The organism is Pantoea anthophila, from assembly GCF_006494375.1.
GTDB lineage: Bacteria > Pseudomonadota > Gammaproteobacteria > Enterobacterales > Enterobacteriaceae > Pantoea > Pantoea anthophila.
Map to the genome: position 1 here is coordinate 309255 of NZ_VHIZ01000052.1, position 25643 is coordinate 334897.

The window sequence follows — 25643 nt, forward strand, 5'->3', positions numbered from 1 at the left end:
CTTCGATAATAACATGATAGATCGTGCTTTTTTTAGTGGATCCGCAGGATGTCACCCTCAGGCTGCCAGGGTTATCCCGGCTTACCCGCAACAATGAACAGGATCTCCAGCCCGGTTATCCACAGAAAAATGGGATAACCCCCTTACCGATGCGGTACTGGTTCCATTTACAGCCTTGACTTTTCACGATCTGACCATAATTTCGTCGCTCTGGCCTAACCCTGAGCGATTCTCTGTGGATAAAAAGCGGTGTGGTGATATTTTAACCGATTGTCAGCGGGCGTGAATTTATCCGCCTGCCAGGAAACGCATTAACGTGGCGAACTTAAAGTTATTATGTTTTAAATCAACGGCATAAAATGCGGCCTCTTTTCAGCGGTTCAGAGTGCGCTGAAAAGGTTATTCAGTTAACTCCCGTGTTCTGCACAAAGCTATCCACAGAAAAGGTGAATAAGATCGATCATTTTTCTGATTACTGTTCATAACTTTACCATTTTCTGTGAGTTATCCCGACAGAGACGGCGCAACCCCCCATGAATCCAGTGGTTTACCGCCTGTAAGGAGTGTGAAACAATCAGCTTATTCAAATTTTGCTTTGAGGTAGTCCGGTGATCGATGATGATGGCTACCGCCCGAATGTTGGTATCGTAATCTGTAACCGGCAGGGACAAGTGTTATGGGCCAGGCGCTTTGGACAGCACTCCTGGCAATTTCCTCAGGGAGGCATCAATCCCGGTGAAACCGCAGAACAGGCGATGTATCGCGAACTGTTTGAAGAGGTCGGATTGCACCGGAAAGATGTCCGAATACTTGCCTCTACCCGTAACTGGCTGCGTTACAAGTTGCCAAAACGTTTGGTGCGTTGGGACACAAAGCCGGTATGTATCGGCCAGAAACAAAAGTGGTTTCTTCTGCAGTTAATGTGTAATGACGCGGATATCAATGTGCAGCACAGCAGCACGCCGGAGTTCGATGGCTGGCGCTGGGTCAGTTTCTGGTATCCGGTGCGTCAGGTTGTCTCCTTTAAACGCGACGTCTACCGCCGGGTGATGAAGGAATTCGCTGGCGTGGTGATGTCTATGCAGGAGAGTGCGGGGCAGCGAAACAATCCTGCCCATCGACGTAAGAGAGGATAGGCCACGCCCTTTATGCTCACTCAGTTGCGCGAAATTGTAGAAAAAGTGGCGAGTGCGCCGCGTCTCAATGAAGCACTCGACATTCTGGTCAATGAGATCTGTCTGGCGATGGAAACGGAAGTCTGTTCCGTTTACCTCGCCGACCACGATCGTCGCTGCTATTACCTGATGGCGACGCGCGGACTCAAAAAACCGCGTGGCCGCACTGTGACGCTGGCGTTTGACGAGGGGATCGTCGGTTTAGTGGGCCGTCTGGCCGAGCCGATTAACCTTGCGGACGCCCAGAGCCACCCCAGCTTCAAATATATCCCCGCAGTGAAAGAGGAGCGCTATCGCTCCTTCCTCGGCGTGCCCATTATCAGCCGTCGTCAGCTTCTTGGCGTGCTGGTGGTGCAGCAGCGCGAACACCGTCAGTTTGATGAAAGCGAAGAGTCGTTTCTGGTCACCCTGGCGACCCAGATGGCGGCGTTGCTGTCGCAGTCTCAGATGGGTCAGCTGTTTGGTCAGTTCCGGCAGACGCGGGTGCGCGCGATTGCGGCCGCGCCTGGCGTGGCGGTGGCACCAGGCTGGGTCGATGAGACGCAGCCGCTGCTCGATCAGGTTTCCGCCGCCTCCACGCTGGATGTGCAGCGTGAGCGTGAGCGACTGTCGATCGCCATGACCGAGGCCGCGAGTGAGTTTCGCCGCTTCAGTAAACGGTTCAGCGCCAGCGCACAGAAAGAGAGCGCGGCCATTTTCGACCTCTACTCCCACCTGCTGACCGATGCCCGGCTGAAGAAAGATCTGTTCGATGAGATCGAACGCGGATCGGTCGCCGAGTGGGCGGTCAGACAGGTGATCGAGAAGTTTGCTAAGCAGTTCGCCAGCCTGACGGATAACTATCTGCGTGAACGCGCAGGCGATCTGCGGGTGCTGGGCCAGCGTCTGCTGTTTCACCTTGATGACTCGCTGGTCGGCACCAACGCCTGGCCGGAACGCTTCGTACTGGTGGCCGATGAGCTGACCGCAACGACGCTGGCTGAGCTGCCGCAGGAGCGGCTGGCAGGCGTGGTGGTGCGGGATGGTGCAGCCAACTCCCATGCGGCGATCCTGACCCGGGCGATGGGGATCCCGACCGTGATGGGCGCGGATATCCAGCCGCATCAGCTCAACAAACGTCTGCTGATTGTCGATGGCTATCGCGGTGAGCTACTGATCGATCCGGAGCCGGTGCTGGTGCAGGAGTATCAGCGCCTGATCAGCGAAGAGAATGCGCTGAGCAGGATGGCGGAAGGGGTTGTCGATCAGCCGGGCGAACTGAAAAGTGGCGAGCGGGTGCAGGTGATGCTCAATGCCGGATTAAGCCCGGAGCATGAGCAGGCGCTCGGCAGCTGGGTGGATGGCATCGGGCTCTACCGCACCGAAATTCCGTTTATGCTGCAGAACGGTTTCCCGTCGGAAGAGGAGCAGGTGGCGCAGTATCAGGGCATGCTGCAGCTGTTTCACAACAAGCCGGTCACGCTGCGAACGCTGGACGTCGGGGCGGATAAGCAGCTGCCCTATATGCCGATCAGTGAAGAGAACCCCTGCCTGGGCTGGCGCGGCATCCGCCTGACGCTCGATCAGCCAGAAATTTTTCTGGTGCAGGTGCGCGCCATGCTGCGTGCCAATGCGGCATCCGGCAATCTCAGCATTCTGCTGCCGATGATCAGTCACATCGACGAGATCGACGACGCGAAACGGCTGATCGATCGCGCCGGTCGCGAAGTGGAGGAGATGCTGGGCTACCCGATCCCCGCGCCGCGCATTGGGGTGATGATCGAAGTGCCTTCCATGCTGTTTATGATCCCGCATCTGGCGTCGCGGATCGATTTTATCTCGGTCGGCACCAACGACCTGACGCAGTATCTGCTGGCGGTAGACCGCAACAATACCCGTGTCGCGAACCTGTACGACTCGCTGCATCCGGCGATGCTGCGTGCGCTGAATGCCATCGCGCAGGAAGCCCGTCTCGCGAATCTTGAACTGTGTTTGTGTGGTGAAATGGCTGGCGATCCGATGTGCGTGGCGCTGCTGATCGGGCTGGGGTATCGCCATCTCAGCATGAACGGAAAAAATGTCCCGCGGGTGAAATATCTGCTGCGTCATCTGGATCACGAAGAAACGCAGAAGCTCAGCGAGCAGGGAATGAATGCGCATACCGCCACCGAAGTGCGCCATCTGGTGTCGGCCTTTATGGAGCGGCGCGGCCTGGGTGGCCTGATTCGCGGCGGGCGCTAAGCGCCATTCTGACAGGCTGAATTTTCGTCCTGTCCCGGGCGGGAGCTCACGCTCTTCACGTTCTGCCTCTGCGCGTTATTCGTGTTTACATTTGCACGACAATTCAAAAAACCGGCTGTGCTATGATGCGCAGCCTTAATTTATGTGCCTGACAACGCCCCTTTTCAGGGTAGAAAAATAGACGGTGAAAGATGAATAACGGCTATATTGCATTTCCGCAGTTCGATCCGGTGATCTTCTCGATTGGACCGGTTTCGCTTCACTGGTACGGTCTGATGTATCTGGTGGGCTTTGTTTTCGCCATGTGGCTGGCGGTACGCCGTGCTAACAAGCCTGGCAGCGGCTGGAAAAAAGAGGAAGTTGAGAACCTGCTTTACGCGGGTTTCCTGGGCGTCTTCCTGGGTGGACGTATTGGATATGTGCTGTTCTACAACCTGCCGCTTTTCCTGGAAAATCCCCTCTATCTGTTCAAAGTTTGGGATGGCGGCATGTCATTCCACGGTGGCCTGATCGGGGTGATTATGGTGATGCTGATTTTTGCCCGCCGGACTAAACGTAATTTCTTCCAGGTTTCCGACTTTATTGCACCGCTGATCCCGTTTGGTCTGGGTGCCGGGCGTCTCGGTAACTTCATCAACGGCGAACTCTGGGGTCGTGTCGATCCGAACTTCCGCTATGCGATGCTGTTCCCCGGCTCCCGCAGCGAAGATGTGGCACTGGCCGCCACCAATCCGCAATATCAGGCGCTGCTCAACACCTACGGCGTGCTGCCACGTCATGCGTCGCAGCTGTATGAGCTGGCGCTGGAAGGCGTAGTGCTGTTCATCATTCTGAACCTGTTTATCCGTAAACCCCGTCCGATGGGCAGCGTGTCTGGCCTGTTCCTGATCGGCTATGGCGCATTCCGCATTATCGTTGAGTTCTTCCGCCAGCCGGATGCTCAGCTGGGCCTGTTTGAAGGCGGTATCAGTATGGGACAGATCCTCTCTGTGCCGATGATTATTGCCGGTATAATTATGATGATCTGGGCGTATCGTCGTCGCCCGCAGCCACAATTTCGCGAGGAAAAATGAAACAGTATCTGGATTTGATGCAGCATGTGCTGAACGAAGGCACGCCAAAAGCTGACCGTACCGGCACCGGTACGCTTTCAATTTTTGGTCACCAGATGCGTTTCAATCTGCAGGATGGTTTTCCGCTGGTCACCACCAAGAAATGCCACATCCGCTCAATCATTCATGAGCTGCTGTGGTTCCTGAAAGGGGACACCAACATCGGTTATCTGAAAGATAACAAGGTCTCCATCTGGGATGAGTGGGCCGATGAGCAGGGCGATCTCGGCCCGGTGTATGGCAAACAGTGGCGCAGCTGGGGAACGGCCAGCGGTCAGGAAATTGACCAGTTAAGCCAGGTGATGGAGCAGCTGAAGCGCGATCCCGACTCACGCCGGATCATCGTTTCAGCCTGGAACGTCGGCGAACTGAGCCAGATGGCGCTGGCACCCTGCCATGCTTTCTTCCAGTTCTATGTGGCGAACGGCAAGCTCTCCTGCCAGCTCTATCAGCGCTCGTGCGACATCTTCCTGGGCCTGCCGTTTAATATCGCCAGCTATGCGCTGCTGGTGCATATGGTGGCGCAGCAGTGCGATCTGGAGGTGGGTGACTTCGTCTGGACCGGCGGTGACACGCACCTCTACAGCAATCATCTGGAGCAGGCGCGTCTGCAGCTGACCCGTGAACCGCGTCCGCTGCCGAAGCTTGTTATCAAACGCAAACCGGCGTCACTGTTTGACTATCAGTTCGACGATTTTGAGATTGAAGGCTACGATCCGCATCCTGCGATCAAAGCCCCCGTCGCCATCTGACCCGCGATAAACATCAAGCCCTGGCGCACTCCGCCGGGGCTTTTTTTTTACCTGTTGTCCGGAACATCTGCGGCATCGCGCGCACGCTTCCTGAGATTGCCTGTCTGTCACGCCGGTTCTCTGCGACAGCCTCTCCAGCCCGTGACGCTGCGGCTTGTCTCACCCGCTCATTCCCGCCAGTCTGATGCCATGAAAAGTGCAAACGTTCGGGGTTTTACCCTGCCGGAGCTGCTGCTGGTGATGGTGATTGCCGGCATGCTGAGCCTTGCCGCACTGCATGGCTGGCAGCGCTGGCAACAGCGGCAGCAACTGCGCGACAGCGCACAGCAACTGCAGGGCTTCCTGTTGCGGCTGCGTGCGCAGGCCAACCGGCAAAACCGTGACCTGATCCTGTGGTCGCAGCCAGGCATCCCCTGGTGCATCGGGGCAGGCCGCCTGCCTGCGGCCGGTTGTGACGGCGGAAAACGGCTCCATTTCATCGCTCCCCATGCCGGGGTAACGCTGTACAGGCTGCGTGGTGAACCGGGCTTCTATGGTCGTCGTAATGTTGCCAGGGCGGGCAGCATTGAGCTGGGCAATGCTGCCGGGCGCATCTGGCTGATTATCTCCGCCAGAGCCCGTATCCGTCTTTGCCTGAACGATGAGGAGAACTGCCGTTGAAAGTCGCCGGATTCAGCCTGCCGGAGATGCTGGTCGCCCTGGCCATCAGCGCGGTCGTGATGCTGAGTGCCGGGCGCTTTCTGCCGCGGCTGCTGACAGAGAACGCTGGGATGCTGCAGCGGGCACAGCTGCGTCAGGAGTTACAGCAGATGATGGCTACCCTGGAAAAGGCGGTGCGGCGTGCCGGTTACTGTCACGGCGAGTGCGGCAGTGGCGCACTCACTCTGCATGAGAACTGCCTGCTGCTGCGCTGGGATGAAAACAGCAATGGAAAGTGGGAAGGGGTCGGCCATGCTGAAAGTGACTATTACGGCTATCGCCTGCGACAGCAGCAACTGGAGATGCAGCGGGGTGTGGACCAGTGTCACGCTGCGGGCTGGGAGCGGCTCTCCGACCCCGCGTTTATGCGCGTGGAGCAGTTCAGCGTCAGCCGACAGGGCGGACAGATCAGGATCACGCTGCAGGGGCGGGCCGGACGCTGGCACGAAATGACAGAGCGCTGGGTAGAAGGAGAGAACCTGTGAAGCAGCGAGGCAGCAGCGCGCTGGGCATGGTTCTGATGATCATGGTGATGGGCAGCGTGGCGCTGCACGCCAGCCGCAGGCTGTCAGAGCAGGGTATGCGCGTGCTGGCGGATGAACAGCAGTTTATCCAGGATTTCTGGCGGGCGCAGTCTGCGCTGCAATGGGGCTTAACGCTGAGCTGGTCAGCGCATGCGGATTCAGGCTGTCAGCAGGAGGTGCGTCAGGGCTGGGTCAGTTGCCTGAAACGGAGTAAAAAAGATGAAGGTCTGCTTAAAGGAGAAGCCAGCGGCAGTGGCATGGCGGTCTGGCAGTGGGTCCGGTTACGGGACAATCAGATCCGCGCGTTGCCGCACGGCTGGATTGACTACTGCCCGCTCACCCCTCCCGCCGCCTGTCTGTAAAGGCGCAGGCTTCTCACTTCCAGAGGTGTTATTTGCTCTGTTGCTGATGGCATTAAGCAGCAGCACGCTGTTGCACTATCATCGCGCTCTGGCGCGGGGATTCAGTCAGCAGTGGGCGCAGCAGGAGGCCTGGTACGTCGCTGAACAGCGCCTGGCGGGGCATGAGGTTGCGGGCTGGCAATCCACGCTGCAACAGCAGCCGGGGCCCGCGGGCTGCATGCTGGAACGGGCCGACGTCACCGGTCCCTTCGGGCGTCATGCCTCCCTGAGCCGACTGCGATGTTAACGCCTGCGGGACGCCCTTTTGATGGGTTTCAACAGCGATACGCGGTAAAGTGACAGGGCCGCAATACCGCAGTCATGTTCTGAGTTACCACAGGAGTTGTCATGTTTCACGTCTATCACTCAAATCAGCTCGATGTGCTGAAGATTCTCGCGGCTGCGGTGATTAAACATGATCCTCTTGATGACCCTTTCGCGTCAGAAATGATACTGGTGCAGAGTCCGGGTATGGCGCAGTGGCTGCAGATGGAGCTGGCGCAGACCTTTGGCATTGCAGCCAACATCGAATTTCCGCTGCCCGCCAGTTTTATCTGGGAGATGTTCGTGCGCGTGCTGCCCGACATCCCGGTAGAGAGTGCCTTCAGTAAGGCCAGCATGAGCTGGAAGCTGATGCACCGGCTGCCGGTGATGCTGGAGCAGGAGGAGTTTACCTCCTTACGTCACTATCTCCATGACGACGGCGACAAGCGCAAACTGTTTCAGCTCAGCTCCCGTGTGGCGGATCTGTTTGACCAGTATCTGGTCTATCGCGCTGACTGGCTCAACAGCTGGGAGCGCGGCGAAAGTATCGACGGGCTGGGCGAAGCGCAGCGCTGGCAGGCCGCCCTGTGGCGCGATCTGGTGAGCTACACACGCACGCTGCGACAGCCGGAATGGCACCGCGCGAATCTCTATGCGCGATTTATCCGCACGCTGGAGCAGGCGAAGAGCACGCCGGAAAACCTGCCCAGGCGGGTCTTTATCTGTGGTATCTCCGCACTGCCGCCGATCTATCTGCAGGCGCTACAGGCGCTGGGACGTCACATCGACATCCACCTGCTGTTTACCAATCCCTGCCGCGACTACTGGGGCGATATTCAGGACTACGCCTTCCTGGCGAAGCTGCAAAGCCGTCAGCGCCGCCGCCATGACGCTGAGGCGGCGCGTGGACTGTTCCGGGACGCAGAGCAGGCGCCGCAGCTGTTTAACGAAGCCGGTGAACAGCAACTGACGAATCCGCTGCTGGCCTCATGGGGCAAGCTGGGGCGTGACAACCTCTTTCTGCTCAGCCAGATGGATGCCAGCGACGACATCGATGCCTTTGTGGATGTAGAGCCGGACAACCTGCTGCACTGCATGCAGTACGATCTTCTCAATCTGCAGGACAGTGCCATCATCGGGCTGAACGCGGCGGAACTGGCGCACAGCGATCGCAAGCGCCTCCTCGATCCGGCGGATCGTTCGATCGTGGTGCAGGTCTGCCACAGTGCGCAGCGCGAAGTTGAGGTGCTGCAGGATCATCTGCTGGCGATGATGGAGGCTGATCCGACGCTGAAAGCACGCGACATTATTGTCATGGTGGCCGACATCGACGCTTACGCACCGTTCATTCAGGCCGTGTTCGCCAATGCGCCCGCCGATCGCTATCTGCCTTTTGCGATTTCAGACCGGCGGGCCAGTCAGGCGCATCCGGCCATCGTGGCGTTTCTGCATCTGCTGGCGCTGCCGGACAGCCGTTTTGTCTCAGAAGATGTGCTGGCGCTGCTGGATGTGCCGGCGCTGGCGTCCCACTTCGCCATTGATGAAAGCGGCCTGCGTTTGCTGCGGCGCTGGGTCAGCGAGTCAGGCGTTCGCTGGGGGCTGGATGATGCCAGCGTTGAAGCCCTCTCACTGCCGATTACCGGCCAGCACACTTGGCGCTTTGGCCTGCAGCGTATGCTGCTGGGTTATGCGATGGAGAGCCACAACGGCGACTGGGAGGGGATTCTACCTTATGACGAGTCGAGTGGCCTGGTGGGGGAGCTGGCGGGCCATCTGGCTGAGCTGCTCGCGCGGCTGAATCACTGGCGTGAGCGGCTGGCGGAACCCCGCCCGCTGGCGGAGTGGCTGCCGATGTGCCGGGAACTGCTGAACGCCTTCTTCACGCCTGACGCGGAAACCGAGGCCGCTTTACTGCTGGTGGAAGAGCAGTGGCAGCAACTGATTCAGTACGGAATGGATGCGCGGTTTGAGGAGGCGATCCCGGTGGCGCTGCTGCGCGACGACCTGCGCAGCCGGCTCGATCAGCAGCGCATCAGCCAGCGCTTTCTGGCCGGGCAGATCAACTTTTGTACCCTGATGCCGATGCGTTCAATACCGTTCCAGCTGGTCTGTCTGCTGGGAATGAACGACGGCGTCTATCCGCGCACGCTTGCGCCGTTAGGCTTTGATCTGATGCAGCAGCAGTCCCGTAAAGGCGACCGCAGCCGCCGTGATGATGACCGTTACCTGTTTCTTGAGGCGATGCTCTCCGCTCAGCAGCAGCTCTACATCAGCTATATCGGCCGGGCGATTCAGGATAATACGGAACGCTATCCCTCGGTGCTGGTCACAGAACTGCTGGATTACATCGGACAGAGTTTTTACCTGGAGGGGGATGGTCATCTGGAGCTGGATGAGAGTGCCGGACGGGTGCGGGCGCATCTGCAGCACCTCAACAGCAGGATGCCGTTTGCCGCTGAGAACTTCCAGCCTGCCGCCAGACTGCAGAGCTTCGCCCGCGAGTGGCTGCCTGCCGCCCAGGGGGCGGGGCAGCCGCAACCCGAATTTGTCCAGCCGCTGACGGCCCCGGACATTGATGCGCTCACCTTAGAGGCCTTTCTGCGCTTCTGGCGGCACCCGGTTCGCGCCTGGTTCCACCAGCGTCTCGGCGTGAGCTTCTGGCTGGAGGAGGATGAGCTGCCCGACAGCGAACCTTTTGCGCTCGACAACCTGGAGCGTTACCAGATCAATGCCCAGTTGCTGAATGCCCTGGTCGAAGGCGAGGATACCCAGCGGCTCTATGCGCACCATCGCGCCGCCGGTAATCTGCCCTACGGCGCATTTGGCGAACTCTTCTGGCAGGCGCAGCGTGATGAGATGCAGGAAGTGGCGGCGGAAGTGGTGAACCAGCGCAGCGACGGCGAGAGCTGGGAAGTGAATCTGCAACTGGAGCAGGTCAGCTTAACCGGCTGGCTGACGCAGGTGCAGAGCGACGGGCTCCTGCGCTGGCGGCCTGGCGTCCTCAACATGAACGATGGCCTGCTGCTCTGGCTGGAGCATCTGATTTACTGCGCGCTGGGCGGCACCGGCAGCAGCCGTATGTATGGCCGCCAGCAGAGCCGCTGGTGTTTTCCTGCCGTGCCGCAGTCAGAGGCGATGGCCGCCCTGAATGACTATATCGCCGGTTACCTCGACGGGTTGCGTCAGCCGCTGATGCTGCTCAGTAAAAGTGGCGGTGCATGGCTGACCGCCAGCTACGACAAAAAGAGCCAGCAGTTACTCACGGATGAGGCCACGCAGCTGAAGGCGCGCAATCGCCTGCTGACGGCCTGGTCAGGCAGCTACCAGGTGGAGGGAGAGGGCAGCGACCCCTATCTGCAGCGGCTCTGCCGCGTGCTGGATGAGGCGCAACTGCAGCAGATCACTGAGGCGGCGCAGCGCTGGTATTTGCCGGTGCTGGCCGCACATCAGGATGATGAATAGCAGGTCAGAGCGCATTTTGCAGACTGACTACACACACAGAAATTTTTGCCTGGCTTTGAGCCGCCGCGTCAGTAATTGGCGGCTTATCGGGAAACAAGAGGGGTTTACATGCGGCTACACGCACGCTGGATAGCGGCACTACTGTTGAGCCTGGTGGCTTGCACAGCCCTGGCGCAGACATCTGCAGGCTGGCAGCCAGTTAACGACACCATTCGCAAAAGTGACCAGGACCCCCGAAACTATCAGGCCATCCGTCTCGATAACGGACTGACGGTATTGCTGGTATCCGATCCGGTGGCACCGAAATCGCTGGCGGCGCTGACGCTGCCGATTGGATCGCTGGACGATCCCGATCAGCAGGCGGGACTGGCTCACTACCTCGAACATATGGTGCTGATGGGCTCAAAGCGCTACCCGCAGCCGGACAACCTGGCCGAGTTCCTGAAAAAGCATGGTGGCAGCCACAATGCCAGCACCGCCTCTTATCGCACCGCCTTTTATCTGGAAGTGGAAAATGCGGCGCTGGAACCGGCGGTCGACCGCCTGGCGGATGCCGTAGCGGCACCGCTGCTGGATCCGGTCAACGCTGACCGCGAGCGTCACGCCGTCAATGCCGAGCTGACCATGGCGCGCGCGCGTGATGGCCTGCGCATGGCTCAGGTCGGCGCCGAAACCCTGAACCCGGCACACCCGGCGTCGCGTTTTTCTGGCGGTAATTTAGAGACCCTGAAAGATAAGCCGGGCAGTAAACTGCACCAGGCGCTGCTGGACTTCTACCACACGCATTACTCCGCCAACCTGATGAAGGCGGTCATCTACAGCAACAAACCGCTGCCGGAGATGGCGTCGATTGCGGCCAGAACCTTTGGCCGCATCAAAAATCACCATGCCAGCGTGCCGGAGATTAACGTGCCGGTGGTCACCGATGCCCAGCAGGGCATCATCATTCACTATGTGCCCGCCCAGCCGCGCAAGCAGCTCAAAATTGAATTCCGCATCGGGAACAACAGCGATCGTTTTCGCAGTAAAACGGACACGCTGATCAGCTACTTAATCAGTAATCGCAGCAAAAATACGCTGACCGACTGGCTGCAGAAGCAGGGGCTGGCGGACGGTGTCAATGCCGGCGCCGACCCGATGACCGAACGTAACAGCGGCGTGTTTGCCATTACGGTCTCCCTGACGGATAAAGGCCTGGCGCAGCGTGATGAAGTGGTAGCGGCGGTATTCAGCTACATCAATCTGCTGCGTCAGCAGGGCGACGATAGGCGCTATTTCGATGAGGTCTCTCACGTACTGGCGCTCGACTTCCGCTATCCCTCCATCACCCGCGATATGGATTACATTGAGTGGCTGGCCGACACCATGCTGCGGGTGCCGGTGGAACACACGCTGGATGCGCCTTACCTGGCCGATCAGTACGATGCCGCCGCGATCGCTGCCCGCCTGCAGGAGATGACGCCGCAACGTGCGCGTATCTGGTACATCAGCCCGCAGGAGCCGCACAATAAAAAAGCCTACTTTGTGGACGCGCCTTATCAGGCAGAGAAAATCACGCCGCAGACCTTTGCTGACTGGCAGCAGCGCGCCAGTCAGATCGCGCTGGCAATGCCTGCGCTGAACCCCTATATCCCGGACGACTTCACGCTGCTGCCCGCTGACGGTAAAACCTGGCAGCATCCGGTCAGACTGGCTAACGACGACGGCATGCGCATTTACTGGATGCCCAGCCGCTATTATGCCCGCGAGCCAAAGGCGGCGATCACCCTGGCCTTACGCAACAGGCACGCCATCAGCGATGCGCGTCAGCAGGTGCTGTTCGGCCTGAATGACTACCTCTCCAGCCTGGCGCTGGACGAGCTTAATTCGCAGGCTTCGGTGGGCGGCATCAGCTTTTCAACCGGTGAAGATGAAGGTCTGGTGTTTAATGCCAGCGGCTTCACGCAGCGCCTGCCGGTGCTGCTGAAGAAACTGGTCGAAGGGTATGCCCACTTCCAGCCGACAGAGCAGCAACTGGCGCAGGCAAAATCCTGGTATCTGGAGCGGCTGGAGGCGGCGGAAAAGGGCAAGGCGTTTGAACAGGCGATTCAGCCGATGCAGATGCTCTCTCAGCTGCCTTATACCCAGCGCGAGACGCGCCGCAGACTGGTCAGCACGATCACGCTTGATGAGGTGACGGCTTACCGCGACGCACTGTTCCGCGATGCGACGCCAGAGATGCTGGTGGTCGGCAACCTCAGTGCAGACAGCGTAACGCAGCTGGGACATGAACTTAAACAGCAGATGCAGAGTCACGCGACCCGCGACTGGCAGAGTCAGTATGTCTCGTTCGATAAACCGCTGAAGGCCAATCTGCAGCAGCCGGGCAGCAGTACCGACTCGGCGCTTGCCGCGCTCTATATTCCGCTGGGTTACAGCGAATATCAGAGCATGGCCAACAGCTCCATGCTGAGCCAGATCGTGCAGCCGTGGTTCTACAACCAGCTGCGCACAAAAGAGCAGCTCGGCTATGCGGTGTTTGCCTTCCAGATGCCGGTCGGCCGACAGTGGGGCGTTGGCTTCCTGCTGCAGAGTAACAGCCGGCAACCCGACTGGCTGCTGCAGCGTTACCAGGCGTTCTATCCCGAGGCGGAAAAACGTCTGCGCAACATGAGCCAGGCCGATTTTGCGCAGTATCAGCAGGCGATGATCAATGACCTGCAGCAGCGTCCCCAGACGCTGGATGAAGAAGCCGATCGTTACAGCCGTGACTTCGATCGTCAGAATGAGACGTTTGATACCCGGCAGAAAGTGATAGAGCAGGTGCAGCTGCTCACCCCGGCCAGCGTGGCAGACTTTTTCCGCAAGGCGGTTATCGAACATAATGGCATGGTCATGACCTCGCAGATTGCGGGCAGTAACAATGGCAAAATTGACTATGCCCGGCAGCCTGGCTGGAAAACCTGGGATGAAGTGGCGCAGTTGCAGCAGTCGCTGCCGGTGAAGAGTGAGACCCAATGACGCAGTTACCCCCCGTATCGCTGAATCCTTTAACGCTGCCGCTCAGGGGTGAGCGGCTGATTGAGGCGTCTGCCGGCACCGGAAAAACCTTTACCATTGGCCTGCTCTATCTGCGCCTGCTGCTGGGGCTGGGCGAAGAAAACGCCTACAGCCGGCCGCTCTCGGTTGAAGAGATTCTGGTGGTGACCTTTACCGAGGCCGCCACCGCCGAGCTGCGCGGCCGTATCCGCGAGAACATCCACCAGCTGCGTCTGGCCTGTATCCGCGGCAAAAGCAGCAATCCGATGCATCAGCGATTACTGGAGCAGATGCCGGATCTGAGTCAGGCCGCGGCGCAGCTACTGGCCGCCGAAAGGCAGATGGATGAAGCCGCCATCTTTACCATCCACGGCTTCTGTCAGCGGATGCTCAATCTGAATGCGTTTGAGTCGGGCATGCTGTTTGAGCAGGAGCTGATCGAAGATGAGCAGGCGCTGCTGAAGCAGTCCGCCGCCGACTTCTGGCGTCGCCAGTGCTATCCGCTGTCGCTGGATGTGGCGCGGATTATCGCCGCGGAGTGGAGCGGGCCGGACAGCCTGCTGACCACGCTGCGTCCCTGGCTTCAGGGCGAAACGCCAGGACTGAAACGACCGCCCGCGGCCGATGAGACGCTGGCCTCCCGCCATGCCCGCAACCTGGCGCGCATCGAAGCCATCAAACAGCAGTGGCAGGCGCTGAGTCGCGACGTTGAAGGCATCATCAGCGCCTCAGGCGTGGATAAGCGCAGCTACAGCAGTAAACATCTGCCCAACTGGGTAGCCAGAGTCACCCAGTGGGCCAGCAGTGAGACGCTGGATTATCAGCTGCCGAAAGAGCTGGAGCGGTTTGGCCAGCAGGTGCTGGAGGAGAAAACCAAAAAGGGTGAAGCACCACGTCACGCCCTGTTTGAGGCGATCGACCAGTTTCTGGCAGAGCCGCTGTCGCTGCGGGATGTGATCATTGCTCAGGCGCTGATCGATGTACGCGCTACGGTTCAGCGCGAGAAGCGGTTGCGGGCTCTGTTAGGTTTTGACGACCTGCTCAGTAAGCTGGATGAGGCTCTGCAACAGCCTGGCGGGGTTCTGCTCGCGGAAACCATCCGGGCGCGTTTCCCGGTCGCCCTGATTGACGAATTCCAGGATACCGACCCGCAGCAATATCGTATTTTCCGCACGCTCTATGTGAATCAGCCGGAGCAGGCGCTGTTTCTGATCGGTGACCCGAAACAGGCGATCTACGCTTTTCGCGGCGCGGATATCTTTACCTATCTGCGGGCCAGAAACGAAGTCAGTGCTCACTACACGCTGGATACGAACTGGCGCTCTTCGCCGGAAATGGTCGAAAGCGTTAACCGCCTCTTCTCGCAGCTTGAGTCACCGTTCCTGTTCTCGGCAATCCCTTTTCAGCCGGTGCAGCCTGCGGCACCCAATCAGTCACTGAAACTGATTTATGATGGGCAGCCGCAACCGGCGTTACGCTTCTGGCTGCAACCCGGTGAGGGCGTCGGCAGCAGTGATTATCAGCAGTTTATGGCGCAGCAATGTGCCGCCGACATCAGCCGCTGGCTGGTGGCCGGACAGCAGGGGCGCGCCTTTGCAGGTAAAGGTGAGGCGCTGCAGCCGGTGCGGGCTTCCGATATCACGGTGCTGGTGCGCAGCCGCAATGAAGCCACCTTAATCCGCGATGCGCTGAATGCGCTGGCGATCCCCTCGGTCTACCTCTCCAGCCGCGACAGCGTCTATACCACGCCGGAAGCGCGTGAATTACTCTGGCTGCTGCAGGCGATTCAGGCCCCGGAGCAGGAGCGCTTACTGCGCAGCGCGCTGGCGACTTCTATCTTTGGCATTGATGCGGCGACGCTGGAAACGCTGAGCCAGAATGAACGCGAGTGGGATGCGCTGGTCGAGCAGTTTGCCGTCTGGCAGCAGCTGTGGCACCAGCGCGGCGTGTTACCGATGCTGCGCGACGTGATGATCAAACGGCAGCTGGCGGAGAATATGCTGGCGTCGGAGAACGGAGAACGGCGCCTGACCGATCTGATGCATCTGGGGGAACTGTTGCAGGAAGCCTCAGTGCAGCTGGAGAGCCCGCACGCGCTGGTGCGTTTTCTGGCGCAGCAGATTGCCCGCCCGAACAGCCAGGCCGCCAGCCAGCAGCTGCGTCTGGAGAGCGACCGCCACCTGGTGCAGATTATCACCATCCACAAATCGAAAGGGCTGCAATACCCGCTGGTCTGGCTGCCGTTTGCTGCCGGATTCCGCGAAGCGGCCAGTGCGCTTTACCACGACCGCGAAAGTTTTGCGGCCCTGCTGGACGTTCAGGGCGATGCACAAAGCCTGGCGCTGGCAGAAGAGGAGCGTCTGGCAGAGGATCTGCGCCTGCTCTACGTGGCGCTGACCCGCTCGGTGTATCACTGCAGCGTCGGGATTGCGCCGCTGATCAAAGGCACGCGCAAAAAAGAGGGCGAAAGCGACCTGCACAAGAGCGCGCTCGGCTATCTGATTCAGAAAGGCGAAGCGGCCGATGCGCAGCAGCTCAGCCGTTCTCTGCAGGCGTTAACCGGGACGGGCATTGCGCTGGTCGAGGCAGATCTGCTGCCCGGCGAACGATGGCAGGATGCGCAGCCGGGTGACGACGTCCTGAGCAGCCGCGTCGTGACTCAGGCGCGAACGGATGTCTGGCGGGTCACCAGTTATTCCGGCCTGCAGCAGCACCACAGTTCGCCGCTGCTGGATGCATTGCCCAGCTTCGATATTGACGCGGCGGGCGAAGAGGAGAGCGGTGAAGAGACGGCACTGACGCCGCACCATTTTCCGCGCGGTGCGGCACCCGGTACGTTTCTGCACGGCCTGTTTGAGTCTATCGACTTTACTGAACCGCCGGACCGCATCTGGCTGGAAGATCAGCTGCAGCACAATGGCTATCCGCTGAGCTGGTTGCCGGTGCTGGAGGCGTGGATCGCGCGGGTGTTAGAGACCCCGCTCAACGCGGAGGGGCTGACGCTGTCGGCGATCAAAAGCAGCGAACGGCTGATCGAGATGGCGTTCTATCTGCCGATCGATAATCTGCTGACGGCAGCCGGGCTGGATGCGCTGCTGCGGCGGCACGACAGCCTCTCTCAGCAGGCTGCCTCGCTGGATTTTCGTCAGTTGCGGGGCATGCTGAAGGGCTTTATCGATCTGGTCTTCCGCTGGCAGGGAAAATATTATCTGCTCGACTACAAGTCGAACTGGCTGGGGGAAAGCCACAGCGCTTACACCCAGGAGGCGATGGCGCAGGCGATGATCGGGCACCGCTACGATCTGCAGTATCAGCTCTATACGCTGGCGCTGCATCGCTATCTGACCCATCGCCTGCCGGATTACCGCTACGATCGCGATTTTGGCGGCGTCTTTTATCTGTTTTTGCGCGGGATGGATGGCAGCTCGCCCGACAACGGCATTTTTGCTACCCGCCCCTCCGCAGAGTGTGTGGAGGAGATGGATGCACTGTTTGGTAAGAACGGAGAGAGAGGATGAGTGACATGCTGAGTCTGCTGCTGCAGGCAGTCGACAAACGTCTCCTGCGTCCGCTGGATATTCAGTTTGCCCGCCTTGTGGCTGCTGAATCACAGCCTGCGCTGCTGCTCGCGGCGGCCTGCGTCAGCGCCGAGGCGGGCGAGGGGCACGTCTGTTTACCGCTGAGCAACCTCTGTGAAGCCCGGCTGTTTGCCGGCCGGCAGCCTGCACTGGCTCAGGCGATCTGGCAGGCTGCTGGTGCGCCCGATAACTGGTCAGCTCGTCTTGCTGACTGGTCGGCGGTCAGCGACGGCAGTCGGGTGACGCCCCTGGTGCTGAGCAATCAGCGTCTCTACCTGCATCGTCTGTGGCACAGCGAAGGCCGGGTCGCCGACTTTTTTGCCGCTCAGGAGATGACCTCCGCGCTGGATATGCGTGCCGCCGGTGAGGTGCTCAACAGCCTGTTTGGTGACCAGCCGGAAAACTGGCAGAAGATTGCGGCGGCGGTGGCGCTGACCCGCAAGACGGCGGTGATCTCCGGCGGCCCCGGCACCGGGAAAACCACCACCGTGGCGAAACTGCTCGCGGCGCTGATTCGTCTGCATCCCGGCGCGCTGCGGATCCAGCTGGCGGCCCCGACCGGCAAAGCTGCCGCGCGGCTGACCGAATCTCTGGGCAGGGCACTGCAGGATCTGGCCGTGAGTGACGAAGAGCGTCAGCGTTTTCCTGCTGAAGCCACGACCCTGCATCGCCTGCTGGGCGCGCAACCGGATACCCAGCGCCTGCGCTATCATGCCGGTAACCGGCTGCATCTTGATGTGCTGGTGGTGGATGAAGCCTCGATGGTCGATTTGCCGATGATGGCCAAACTGATTGCCGCGCTGCCGCCGCATGCCCGCGTGGTGTTTCTGGGCGATCGCGACCAGCTGGCCTCGGTTGAGGCGGGGGCGGTATTGGGCGACATCTGCCGCTGTACCGAAAGTGGCTACAGCCAGGCGCGGGCAGAACAGCTTGCCCTGCTGACCGGTTGCACCCTGCAGGGCAGTGACGATCTGCAGGCACCGACGGTGCGCGACAGCATCTGCCTGCTGCAGAAAAGTTACCGTTTTGACGCCTCATCCGGCATCGGTCTGCTGGCAAAAGCCATTAATCGTGGTGACGCGGAGGAGGTCAGGGCGGTGTTTGCTGAGGCCTATGAGGATGTCAGCTATCAGCCGCTGGACAGTGCGGAAGCCTATCAGGCGATGCTGGATGAAGTCGCCGCCGGTTATCAGCCCTTCCTGCAGCTGATCAGGGAGCAGGCCTCACCCGCAGAGGTGATTGCGGCGTTTGGCCGTTATCAGCTGCTCTGTGCACTGCGAGACGGCCCCTTTGGCGTGCAGGGGCTGAATCAGCGCATCGAACAGCGGCTGATGCAGCTGCAGCGCCTCCGTCGTCCTGGCATCGGCAGCCGCTGGTATGCCGGGCGGCCGGTGATGATCACCCGTAATGACAGCGCGCTCGGCCTGTTTAACGGCGACATTGGCATAGCGCTGCGTGATGATGAGGGCAACCTCCGGGTCTTTTTCCCGCTGCCGGATGGCACGATCAAAGCGATTCAGCCGAGCCGTTTACCCTCACATGAAACCGCCTGGGTCATGACGGTGCATAAATCACAGGGATCGGAGTTTGACCACACTGCGCTGGTCATGCCAACTCAGTCTCTGCCGGTACTGACCCGCGAACTGGTTTACACCGCCATTACGCGCGCGCGGCGTCAGCTGACTATCTACAGCGAACCGGGTGTGTTTCAGCGCGCCGTGCAGCTGCAGACGCAGCGACGCAGTGGTCTGGTCGATCGCCTGAGCGCAGCAGGATAGAAGAGAGGGGGAGAGTTCACATCCATGATCGCTCTCCCCCGGAGGGGTAAAATCAGGTGAGGTCGGCCATCAGCACTTTTGAGCGCCGCTGATAGTTGTACATCTCTTTTTTACTTTCCGGCAGTGACTCGATATCTACCGGCGTAAAGCCGCGCTCCTGGAACCAGTGGATGCTGCGGGTGGTTAACACGAACAGTTTTTCCAGCCCCATCTGGCGCGCCTGAAGCGCCACACGCTGCAACAGCATCTCACCGCGTGAAGAGCTGCGGTAGTCCGGATGCACCGCCACACAGGCCATTTCGCCAATCTTCTCATCCATAAAGGGATAGAGTGCCGCACAGGCGATGGTCAGGTTATCGCGCTGAATGATGGTGAATTTATCGATCTCCATCTCCAGTTGCTCGCGTGAGCGGCGAACCAGAATGCCCTGCTGCTCAAGCGGCCGGATCAGTTCGAGGATGCCGCCAATGTCGTTGATGTTGGCGCGGCGGATCTGTTCTGCCGACTCCATCACGATCTGCGTACCGATACCATCGCGAGAAAAGAGCTCCTGCAACAGCGCGCCATCTTCCTGATAGCTGATCAGGTGGCTGCGGCGGACTCCGCTGCGGCAGGCTTTCACCGCCCCCCTCAGGAAACGCACCGTGCCGGAAAGGTAGTCACCTTCCTTTTCAATCTCGTCGATGCGGGCCTGCGCATCGTTCGGGAAGAGTTCGGAAATGATCTCGCCGTCGCTGTTCAGCACGCCCTGCTCAGAGCAGAAGCCGATCATTTTTTCCGCTTTAAGTTTGATCGCCAGCTGGGTGGCGACCTCTTCGGAGGTCAGGTTAAAGCTCTCGCCGGTCACGGAAACTGCCACCGGGCCAAGCAGCACAATGGCGTCGTTATCCAGCTGACGATGAATCGCCGCCTCATCAATACGACGGATGCGGCCGCTGTGGCAGTAATCCACGCCATCATCCACGCCCAGCGGCTGTGAAATGATGAAGTTGCCGCTCACCACATTGATATGCGCACCCTGCAGCGGCGTGTTGTTCAGACTCATCGAGAGGCGGGCCGTAATATCTAACTGCAGCCGGCCGGCCGCCTGTTTTACCAGCTCCAGGGATTGCGCGTCGGTCACCCGGGTAAACTTATGATAAACCGGCTCCAGCTGCTGCTGCGCCAGACTGGCATCAATCTGCGGGCGGGCGCCATAGACTACCACCAGACGGATACCCAGGCTGTGAAGCAGGCCGATATCATTGACGATGCCGGAGAAGTTCTCATGCTCAATCGCCTCGCCACCCAGCATGATGACAAAGGTTTTACCCCGGTGGGCATTGATATAGGGAACGGTATGGCGAAACCCCTGAACCAGCTCGGTACTACGTTCCTTCACGGCCAACCCTCAATGAATGTTTATTCGTATTTTTTGTATTTTTATGCTTTTGCGTGCCATTTTGCAAGCCTTAATCCTGACGAAAATTTACGTTTTTATGAGTGTCAAAGCCGCTAACAGCCTGCATTATTTAGGTTTTCCGGAGTGACATCATTCCGGGGATTGGATAAAGTTTTCGCCGCCATTTTATTAACTGGCGCTTTTTTAGACATTACTCAGCAGCTGGAGCGGCATGTCAGACGTTAATTCCCATTTTTCACGCAGACGATTTTTACAGGGGACAGGCGCCTTACTGCTGTTAAGCGTCAGCCGCACCGGGCTGGCGGCAAAAAATCACATTGTGGCCGTGCGCATCTGGCCCTCATCGACCTATTCACGGATGACGCTGGAGTCCAGCGTTGAGCTGAAATATAAGCAGTTTGCGCTGAGCAATCCTGAACGCCTGGTCATAGATATTCAGGGCCTGCACCTTAATCCGGTCCTGAAAGGGGTCAACAAACTGGTGCGGGTCGATGATCCCTTTATTAAACATGCCCGGGTCGGCCAGTTCGACAGCGACACGGTTCGCGTCGTTCTCGAATTAAAGCGCAACGTTTCGCCGAAGATCTTTAATCTGGCCCCGGTCGCCGGAATCAATCACCGGCTGGTGGTGGACCTCTATCCGACCCAGAACCAGGCGGAAGACGATCCGCTGCTTGCGCTGCTGAAAGATTATAATCAGGGCGCGCTGGAGAAAGACGCCGGAGTTCAGGCCCCTCTGCCGGGCAGGGCGGGACGCGATCGACCGATTGTCATCATGATCGATCCGGGGCACGGCGGGGAAGATCCGGGCGCGCACGGCAAATATAAGACCCGTGAAAAGGATATCGTGCTGAAGATCGGACGGCGGCTTAAAGCGCTGATCGACAAAGAGTCCAACATGAAGGCGTACATGACGCGCAATGAGGATGTCTTTATTCCGCTGCGCGTCAGGGTTGCTAAAGCCCGTAAACAGCGCGCCGATCTCTTTGTTTCCATCCATGCAGATGCCTTCACCAGCCGGGCGGCGCGCGGTTCGTCAGTCTTTGCCTTATCCACCAGCGGGGCAACCTCCGCCGCGGCCCGTTTCCTGGCTCAGACGCAGAATGAATCCGATCTGATTGGCGGCGTCAGCAAAAGCGGTGACCGCTATCTCGATCACACCATGTTCGACATGGTGCAGCGTCAGACGATCCATGACAGCCTGAAGTTCGGTAAAGAGGTGCTGCATCGCATGGGCCGCATTAACCATCTGCACAAGCGCACTGTCGATCAGGCGGGATTTGCCGTGCTGAAAGCCCCGGATATCCCCTCTATTCTGGTGGAAACGGCGTTTATCAGTAACGTGGAGGAGGAGCGGAAGTTACGCACCACCCGCTATCAGCATCAGGTTGCGGAGGCGATTCTGAACGGCATCAAAGCCTATGTGGAGAGCGGGGCCGCGCTGGCGCATCGCTAATTAACGTGCGGGTAGCCCCGGTTATCCGCAGACTTTTCGCCATGGAAGAGAGAAAACAGAAGAGAAGGGGAAGGGCAGAAACAAAAAAACACCCTTTCAGGTGTTTAAATAGTGGTTGCGGGGGCCGGATTTGAACCGACGACCTTCGGGTTATGAGCCCGACGAGCTACCAGGCTGCTCCACCCCGCGTCCGTCATGCGCTTTGCGACTTTTTATTTTCTGACATCTGTGAAACCGCTGCAAAAGTGTGGTTGCGGGGGCCGGATTTGAACCGACGACCTTCGGGTTATGAGCCCGACGAGCTACCAGGCTGCTCCACCCCGCGTCCGTCTTGCGCTTTGCGACTTTTCACATTGTCACTTCTGCCAGAGTGCTACAGAAGTATTGGTTGCGGGGGCCGGATTTGAACCGACGACCTTCGGGTTATGAGCCCGACGAGCTACCAGGCTGCTCCACCCCGCGTCCGTGGAAGCGCACTATACTCTCCGCGCTGATTGATGCAACCCCTTTTTGCAGATAAAAGCCAAATTAACAGCCAGTTGCTGAAGGATTCCCCCATCTGGCTAATTATTGAACTGTTCCGCGCGAGGTCAAAGCGGATGCATTTCATTCTGCCGGGGGCTTTGCTATCGTCGCGTGGCGAACAGTTATAAAAAGAGAAGAGAATGAAATTACATTGGGTGAAGTATGCACTCACTGGCGCGTTGATTACGCTGCTGGCGGCTTGTAGCTCTAAACCGACCGATCGCGGTCAGCAATATAAAGATGGCAAACTGGAACAGCCGCTGGCGCTGGTGAATCAGCCCAATGCCAAAGGCGCGCCGGTCAATGGCCGGGACTTTGGCGAGCAGGTTCGTCAGATTCAGTCCGCCTCGTCTGCGCTCTATGGCCGCCAGAACGGCACCTACAGCGCGATTGAGAGCTGGCTGATGGCGGGCGCCGACACCCGGCAGCTTCGTCAGTACGGGCTGAACGCCTGGCAGATGGAGGGCACGGATAACTACGGTAACGTGCAGTTTACCGGTTACTATACGCCGGTGGTGCAGGCGCGCTACACCCGCCAGGGTGAATTCCAGTATCCGATTTACCGCATGCCGCCGCGCAAACGTGGTGCAAAACTCCCGAGCCGCGCCTCTATCTATAGTGGCGCACTCGATGACCGCTACATCATCGCCTACAGCAACTCGCTGATTGATAACTTCATGATGGATGTGCAGGGCAGTGGCTACGTCGACTTTGGCGATGGTCGCCCGATGAGCTTCTTTGGTTACGCCGGTAAAAATGGCTGGGGTTATCACAGCATCGGTAAGGAGCTGATCGATCGCGGTGAAGTGAAGCGCGAAGATATGTCGATGCAGGCGATTCGCCAGTGGGCGCAGGAGCACTCGCCGCAGGAAGTGCGTGCGCTGCTGGAGACAAACCCCTCTTTCGTCTTCTTTAAGGCGGAACCTTTCACGCCGGTGCGCGGTGCCAGTGCGGTGCCGCTGGTAGCGAAAGCCTCTGTGGCTTCTGACCGCTCCATCATTCCGGCAGGCACGGTGCTGCTGGCTGAAGTGCCACAGCTGAATGAGAAGGGCAAATTCAACGGTAAGTATGAGATGCGCCTGATGGTGGCCCTCGACGTGGGCGGTGCGATTAAAGGGCAGCACTTTGATATCTATCAGGGTATCGGCCCGGACGCGGCGCATCTGGCGGGCTTCTATAATCACTACGGACGCGTCTGGGTGCTCAAAGCCGCGCCGGGGGCCGGTCAGCCGCTGTTCTCCAGCCCGCAAAACGGCAACAGTGGTTCACTGCTTCTGGGCGCTAACTGATTTCTTCTCTGCGGGCCAGCGGGCCCGCACGACGTAACAGGTTCAACTATGAAAGTGTTAAACGACGCCTGGCATCAGCGCTTTGGCGGCACGGCGCGTCTCTATGGTCAGGATGCGCTGCAACGGTTTGCTGACGCTCACTTCTGCGTGATCGGTATCGGTGGCGTCGGCTCCTGGGCCGCAGAGGCGCTGGTGCGCACCGGCATTGGCAAAATTACCCTGATTGATATGGATGATGTCTGCATCACCAATACCAACCGGCAGCTTCATGCGCTGCAGGGCAACGTCGGTAAGGCGAAAACAGAGGTGATGGCTGAGCGTCTGCGCGCCATCAATCCTGACTGTGACGTGATTTGCATTGATGACTTTATTACGCCTGATAACACCGCTGAACTGATGGCAGCCGGTTTCGACTACGTGATTGACGCGATCGACAGCGTGCGGCCTAAAGCGGCGCTGATCGCCTGGTGTCGCCGCAATAAGATCCCGCTGATCACCACCGGTGGCGCAGGCGGGCAGATTGATCCTACCCAGATCCAGGTCGCCGATCTGGCGAAGACCATCCAGGATCCGCTGGCGGCAAAGCTGCGTGAGCGACTGAAAGGTCTGGGCGTGGTGAAAAACAGCAAAGGAAAACTGGGCATCGACTGCGTTTTTTCCACCGAGGCGCTGGTCTATCCGCAGGCGGATGGCAGCGTCTGTGCGTCACGCGCCACGGCAGAAGGGCCAAAGAGAATGGACTGTTCGTCTGGCTTTGGTGCGGCCACCATGGTGACCGCCAGCTTTGGCTTTGTCGCCGTTTCGCACGCGCTGAAGAAATTTCTGGCGCGCGCAGCCCGTCAGGATGCCGTCAGCGCCTGACGCGCGGCCTGCCGGACCGCGTCGGCCAGCGCCTGCAGGCCGCTGCTGCGTGAAGCACTAAGCTGAGCGCGCAGTCCCAGCGTATCAAACAGCGTCAGGGGATCGTCTGCCAGCAGCTGGTCAGGCATCCGGCCCTCAACAGCGGTCAGCAGTACCGCCAGCAGGCCACGTACGATGCGTCCTTCGCTGTCACCGTAGAAATGCAGCGCGCCATCCTCACGCAGCTGGCTGCCCAGCCAGACCCGGTTTTCACAGCCGCTCAGCTCAATGTCCGCGGTTTTCAGCGCTTCCGGCAGAGCCGGCAGCTGACGACTCAGCTGAATCAGCTGACGATAGCGATCTTCCCACTGATGAAAGTGGCTGAAACGCTCTGTCAGGCTGGCAACGGTAATCTGCTCGCCAAACGGGTGTGGCGCTAACAGCGATGAACACATAATCAAAACTCCGATAACAGCGCGACGGCGCTCTTCATGGCGCGCACCAGCGCATCAACATCCTGCAGGTTATTATAGGGGGCAAAAGAAGCCCGCAGCGTGCCGCTGACGCCCAGCGCCGCCAGTAGCGGCTGCGCACAGTGCTGACCGGCCCGCAGCGCGATACCCTGTTCGGCCAGCAGCGTCACCAGATCGCTGTGATGCTGATCGGCAAAATCAAAGGCCAGCAGGCTGGCACTGCCACAGCGGAAGCTGCGGAAACCCGGCAGCTCCGCCAGCTGCTCCTCGGCCAGCGTTGCCAGCTGCTGGCTCCAGCGCTCCATCTGCGTCAGGTCGTACTGCGACAGCCAGCTCAGCGCGGCACTTAAGCCCACCACGCCCGCCACATTCGGTGTTCCTGCCTCGAAGCGCCACGGCACCGGCTGCGGCGTAAAGCCCGTGAAATCGACATCGGTAATCATCTTGCCGCCGCCCTGCCAGGGTTCCATCGCCTCCAGCAGTTCAGCTTTACCATAGAGCGCACCGATGCCCATCGGCGCGTAAATTTTATGGCCGGAAAAGGCGTAAAAGTCGATATCGAGCGCCTGCAGATCGGGCGGGCAGTGCACCACCCCCTGCGCGCCATCGACCATCACCCTGGCACCCACATCGTGCGCCAGCTGAATCGCCCCGGCGAGATCGGGACAACCGCCA

At 59.3% G+C, this 25643-nt stretch carries 18 protein-coding genes and 3 tRNA genes; 15 read left to right on the plus strand and 6 right to left on the minus strand.

The genetic code is table 11. From position 1 onward, the window contains the following. The first annotated feature begins 608 nt into the window (after window positions 1-608). The 12 genes from rppH to recD all read left to right on the plus strand — a co-directional run bounded on the left by rppH (window position 609) and on the right by recD (window position 18983). Window positions 609-1136 (plus strand): RNA pyrophosphohydrolase, encoded by a 528-nt coding sequence (gene rppH, locus FJW00_RS16775; RefSeq protein WP_009087042.1) that lies wholly within the window; start codon window positions 609-611, stop codon window positions 1134-1136. A gap of 12 nt (window positions 1137-1148) precedes the next feature. Next, window positions 1149-3395 carry a phosphoenolpyruvate--protein phosphotransferase gene (ptsP, locus tag FJW00_RS16780; protein ID WP_009087039.1) on the plus strand — a complete coding sequence of 749 codons (2247 nt, stop codon included), beginning with the start codon at window positions 1149-1151 and terminating at the stop codon, window positions 3393-3395. 191 nt (window positions 3396-3586) lie between these two features. After that, window positions 3587-4468 carry a prolipoprotein diacylglyceryl transferase gene (gene lgt, locus FJW00_RS16785; protein ID WP_140925004.1) on the plus strand — a complete coding sequence of 294 codons (882 nt, stop codon included), beginning with the start codon at window positions 3587-3589 and terminating at the stop codon, window positions 4466-4468. After that, window positions 4465-5259, plus strand: coding sequence for a thymidylate synthase (gene thyA / locus FJW00_RS16790; RefSeq protein WP_009087035.1), 795 nt, complete (start codon window positions 4465-4467; stop codon window positions 5257-5259). Before lgt ends, thyA begins: the two co-directional genes overlap by 4 nt. A gap of 189 nt (window positions 5260-5448) precedes the next feature. Beyond that, the gene (locus FJW00_RS16795) at window positions 5449-5919 is read left to right on the plus strand and encodes a prepilin-type N-terminal cleavage/methylation domain-containing protein (RefSeq protein WP_140925007.1); all 471 of its coding nucleotides are present in this window, start codon (window positions 5449-5451) and stop codon (window positions 5917-5919) included. Further along, window positions 5916-6443 (plus strand): prepilin peptidase-dependent protein, encoded by a 528-nt coding sequence (locus FJW00_RS16800; protein WP_181161953.1) that lies wholly within the window; start codon window positions 5916-5918, stop codon window positions 6441-6443. The genes FJW00_RS16795 and FJW00_RS16800 overlap by 4 nt, the downstream gene beginning before the upstream one ends. After that, on the plus strand, window positions 6440-6844 hold the full coding sequence (locus FJW00_RS16805; protein ID WP_140925009.1) for a DUF2509 family protein: 405 nt from the start codon (window positions 6440-6442) through the stop codon (window positions 6842-6844). Before FJW00_RS16800 ends, FJW00_RS16805 begins: the two co-directional genes overlap by 4 nt. Window positions 6845-6890: 46 nt before the next feature. After that, entirely contained in the window at window positions 6891-7130 is a 240-nt protein-coding gene (locus FJW00_RS16810) for a prepilin-type N-terminal cleavage/methylation domain-containing protein (protein WP_033736452.1), read from the plus strand. Between the two features lie 101 nt (window positions 7131-7231). Continuing rightward, entirely contained in the window at window positions 7232-10609 is a 3378-nt protein-coding gene (recC, locus tag FJW00_RS16815; RefSeq protein ID WP_140925011.1) for an exodeoxyribonuclease V subunit gamma, read from the plus strand. A gap of 108 nt (window positions 10610-10717) precedes the next feature. Then, window positions 10718-13609, plus strand: coding sequence for a pitrilysin (gene ptrA / locus FJW00_RS16820; RefSeq protein WP_140925013.1), 2892 nt, complete (start codon window positions 10718-10720; stop codon window positions 13607-13609). After that, window positions 13606-17145, plus strand: coding sequence for an exodeoxyribonuclease V subunit beta (recB, locus tag FJW00_RS16825; RefSeq protein WP_140925015.1), 3540 nt, complete (start codon window positions 13606-13608; stop codon window positions 17143-17145). Before ptrA ends, recB begins: the two co-directional genes overlap by 4 nt. Beyond that, a complete protein-coding gene (gene recD / locus FJW00_RS16830; RefSeq protein ID WP_058958013.1) occupies window positions 17142-18983 on the plus strand; it encodes an exodeoxyribonuclease V subunit alpha in 1842 nt (613 codons plus the stop codon). The genes recB and recD overlap by 4 nt, the downstream gene beginning before the upstream one ends. A 52-nt stretch (window positions 18984-19035) precedes the next feature. Here recD and argA read toward each other — a convergent pair whose 3' ends face one another. Then, entirely contained in the window at window positions 19036-20364 is a 1329-nt protein-coding gene (gene argA / locus FJW00_RS16835; RefSeq protein WP_009087010.1) for an amino-acid N-acetyltransferase, read from the minus strand. Between the two features lie 232 nt (window positions 20365-20596). Between argA and amiC the strand changes: the two genes are divergently transcribed. Next, on the plus strand, window positions 20597-21841 hold the full coding sequence (amiC, locus tag FJW00_RS16840; RefSeq protein ID WP_046102475.1) for an N-acetylmuramoyl-L-alanine amidase AmiC: 1245 nt from the start codon (window positions 20597-20599) through the stop codon (window positions 21839-21841). A gap of 112 nt (window positions 21842-21953) precedes the next feature. Here the strand turns inward: amiC and FJW00_RS16845 are convergent. The 3 genes from FJW00_RS16845 to FJW00_RS16855 form a co-directional block, all read right to left on the minus strand. Further along, a tRNA-Met gene (locus FJW00_RS16845) sits at window positions 21954-22030 on the minus strand. A 59-nt stretch (window positions 22031-22089) separates the two neighbouring features. Then, window positions 22090-22166: transfer RNA gene (locus tag FJW00_RS16850), tRNA-Met, on the minus strand. A gap of 60 nt (window positions 22167-22226) precedes the next feature. Beyond that, window positions 22227-22303: transfer RNA gene (locus FJW00_RS16855), tRNA-Met, on the minus strand. 203 nt (window positions 22304-22506) lie between these two features. Here FJW00_RS16855 and mltA point away from each other — a divergent pair. Together mltA and tcdA are read left to right on the plus strand one after the other, a co-directional pair. Next, a complete protein-coding gene (gene mltA / locus FJW00_RS16860) occupies window positions 22507-23655 on the plus strand; it encodes a murein transglycosylase A (protein ID WP_009087006.1) in 1149 nt (382 codons plus the stop codon). Between the two features lie 48 nt (window positions 23656-23703). Beyond that, window positions 23704-24516: a tRNA cyclic N6-threonylcarbamoyladenosine(37) synthase TcdA gene (gene tcdA / locus FJW00_RS16865; RefSeq protein ID WP_046102474.1), complete on the plus strand. Its 813-nt coding sequence runs from the start codon at window positions 23704-23706 to the stop codon at window positions 24514-24516. Here the strand turns inward: tcdA and csdE are convergent. Both csdE and FJW00_RS16875 read right to left on the minus strand, forming a co-directional pair. Further along, complete coding sequence (gene csdE, locus FJW00_RS16870) at window positions 24495-24950, minus strand: cysteine desulfurase sulfur acceptor subunit CsdE (RefSeq protein ID WP_046102473.1); 456 nt, start codon at window positions 24948-24950, stop codon at window positions 24495-24497. The two genes, tcdA and csdE, sit on opposite strands and share 22 nt — an antisense overlap. Window positions 24951-24952: 2 nt before the next feature. After that, window positions 24953-25643 (minus strand): aminotransferase class V-fold PLP-dependent enzyme (locus FJW00_RS16875; RefSeq protein WP_140925018.1); only part of this gene is annotated, 691 nt, incomplete at its 5' end.

Bases quoted from the DNA above. Each gene is read 5' to 3' on its own strand.
- thyA (WP_009087035.1), top strand. From the start codon at position 4,465: ATGAAACAGTATCTGGATTTGATGCAGCATGTGCTGAACGAAGGCACG.
- amiC (WP_046102475.1), top strand. From the start codon at position 20,597: ATGTCAGACGTTAATTCCCATTTTTCACGCAGACGATTTTTACAGGGG.
- tcdA (WP_046102474.1), top strand. From the start codon at position 23,704: ATGAAAGTGTTAAACGACGCCTGGCATCAGCGCTTTGGCGGCACGGCG.
- ptrA (WP_140925013.1), top strand. From the start codon at position 10,718: ATGCGGCTACACGCACGCTGGATAGCGGCACTACTGTTGAGCCTGGTG.
- mltA (WP_009087006.1), top strand. From the start codon at position 22,507: ATGAAATTACATTGGGTGAAGTATGCACTCACTGGCGCGTTGATTACG.
- recD (WP_058958013.1), top strand. From the start codon at position 17,142: ATGAGTGACATGCTGAGTCTGCTGCTGCAGGCAGTCGACAAACGTCTC.
- csdE (WP_046102473.1), bottom strand. From the start codon at position 24,950: ATGTGTTCATCGCTGTTAGCGCCACACCCGTTTGGCGAGCAGATTACC.
- recC (WP_140925011.1), top strand. From the start codon at position 7,232: ATGTTTCACGTCTATCACTCAAATCAGCTCGATGTGCTGAAGATTCTC.
- lgt (WP_140925004.1), top strand. From the start codon at position 3,587: ATGAATAACGGCTATATTGCATTTCCGCAGTTCGATCCGGTGATCTTC.
- ptsP (WP_009087039.1), top strand. From the start codon at position 1,149: ATGCTCACTCAGTTGCGCGAAATTGTAGAAAAAGTGGCGAGTGCGCCG.
- recB (WP_140925015.1), top strand. From the start codon at position 13,606: ATGACGCAGTTACCCCCCGTATCGCTGAATCCTTTAACGCTGCCGCTC.
- FJW00_RS16795 (WP_140925007.1), top strand. From the start codon at position 5,449: ATGAAAAGTGCAAACGTTCGGGGTTTTACCCTGCCGGAGCTGCTGCTG.
- FJW00_RS16810 (WP_033736452.1), top strand. From the start codon at position 6,891: ATGGCATTAAGCAGCAGCACGCTGTTGCACTATCATCGCGCTCTGGCG.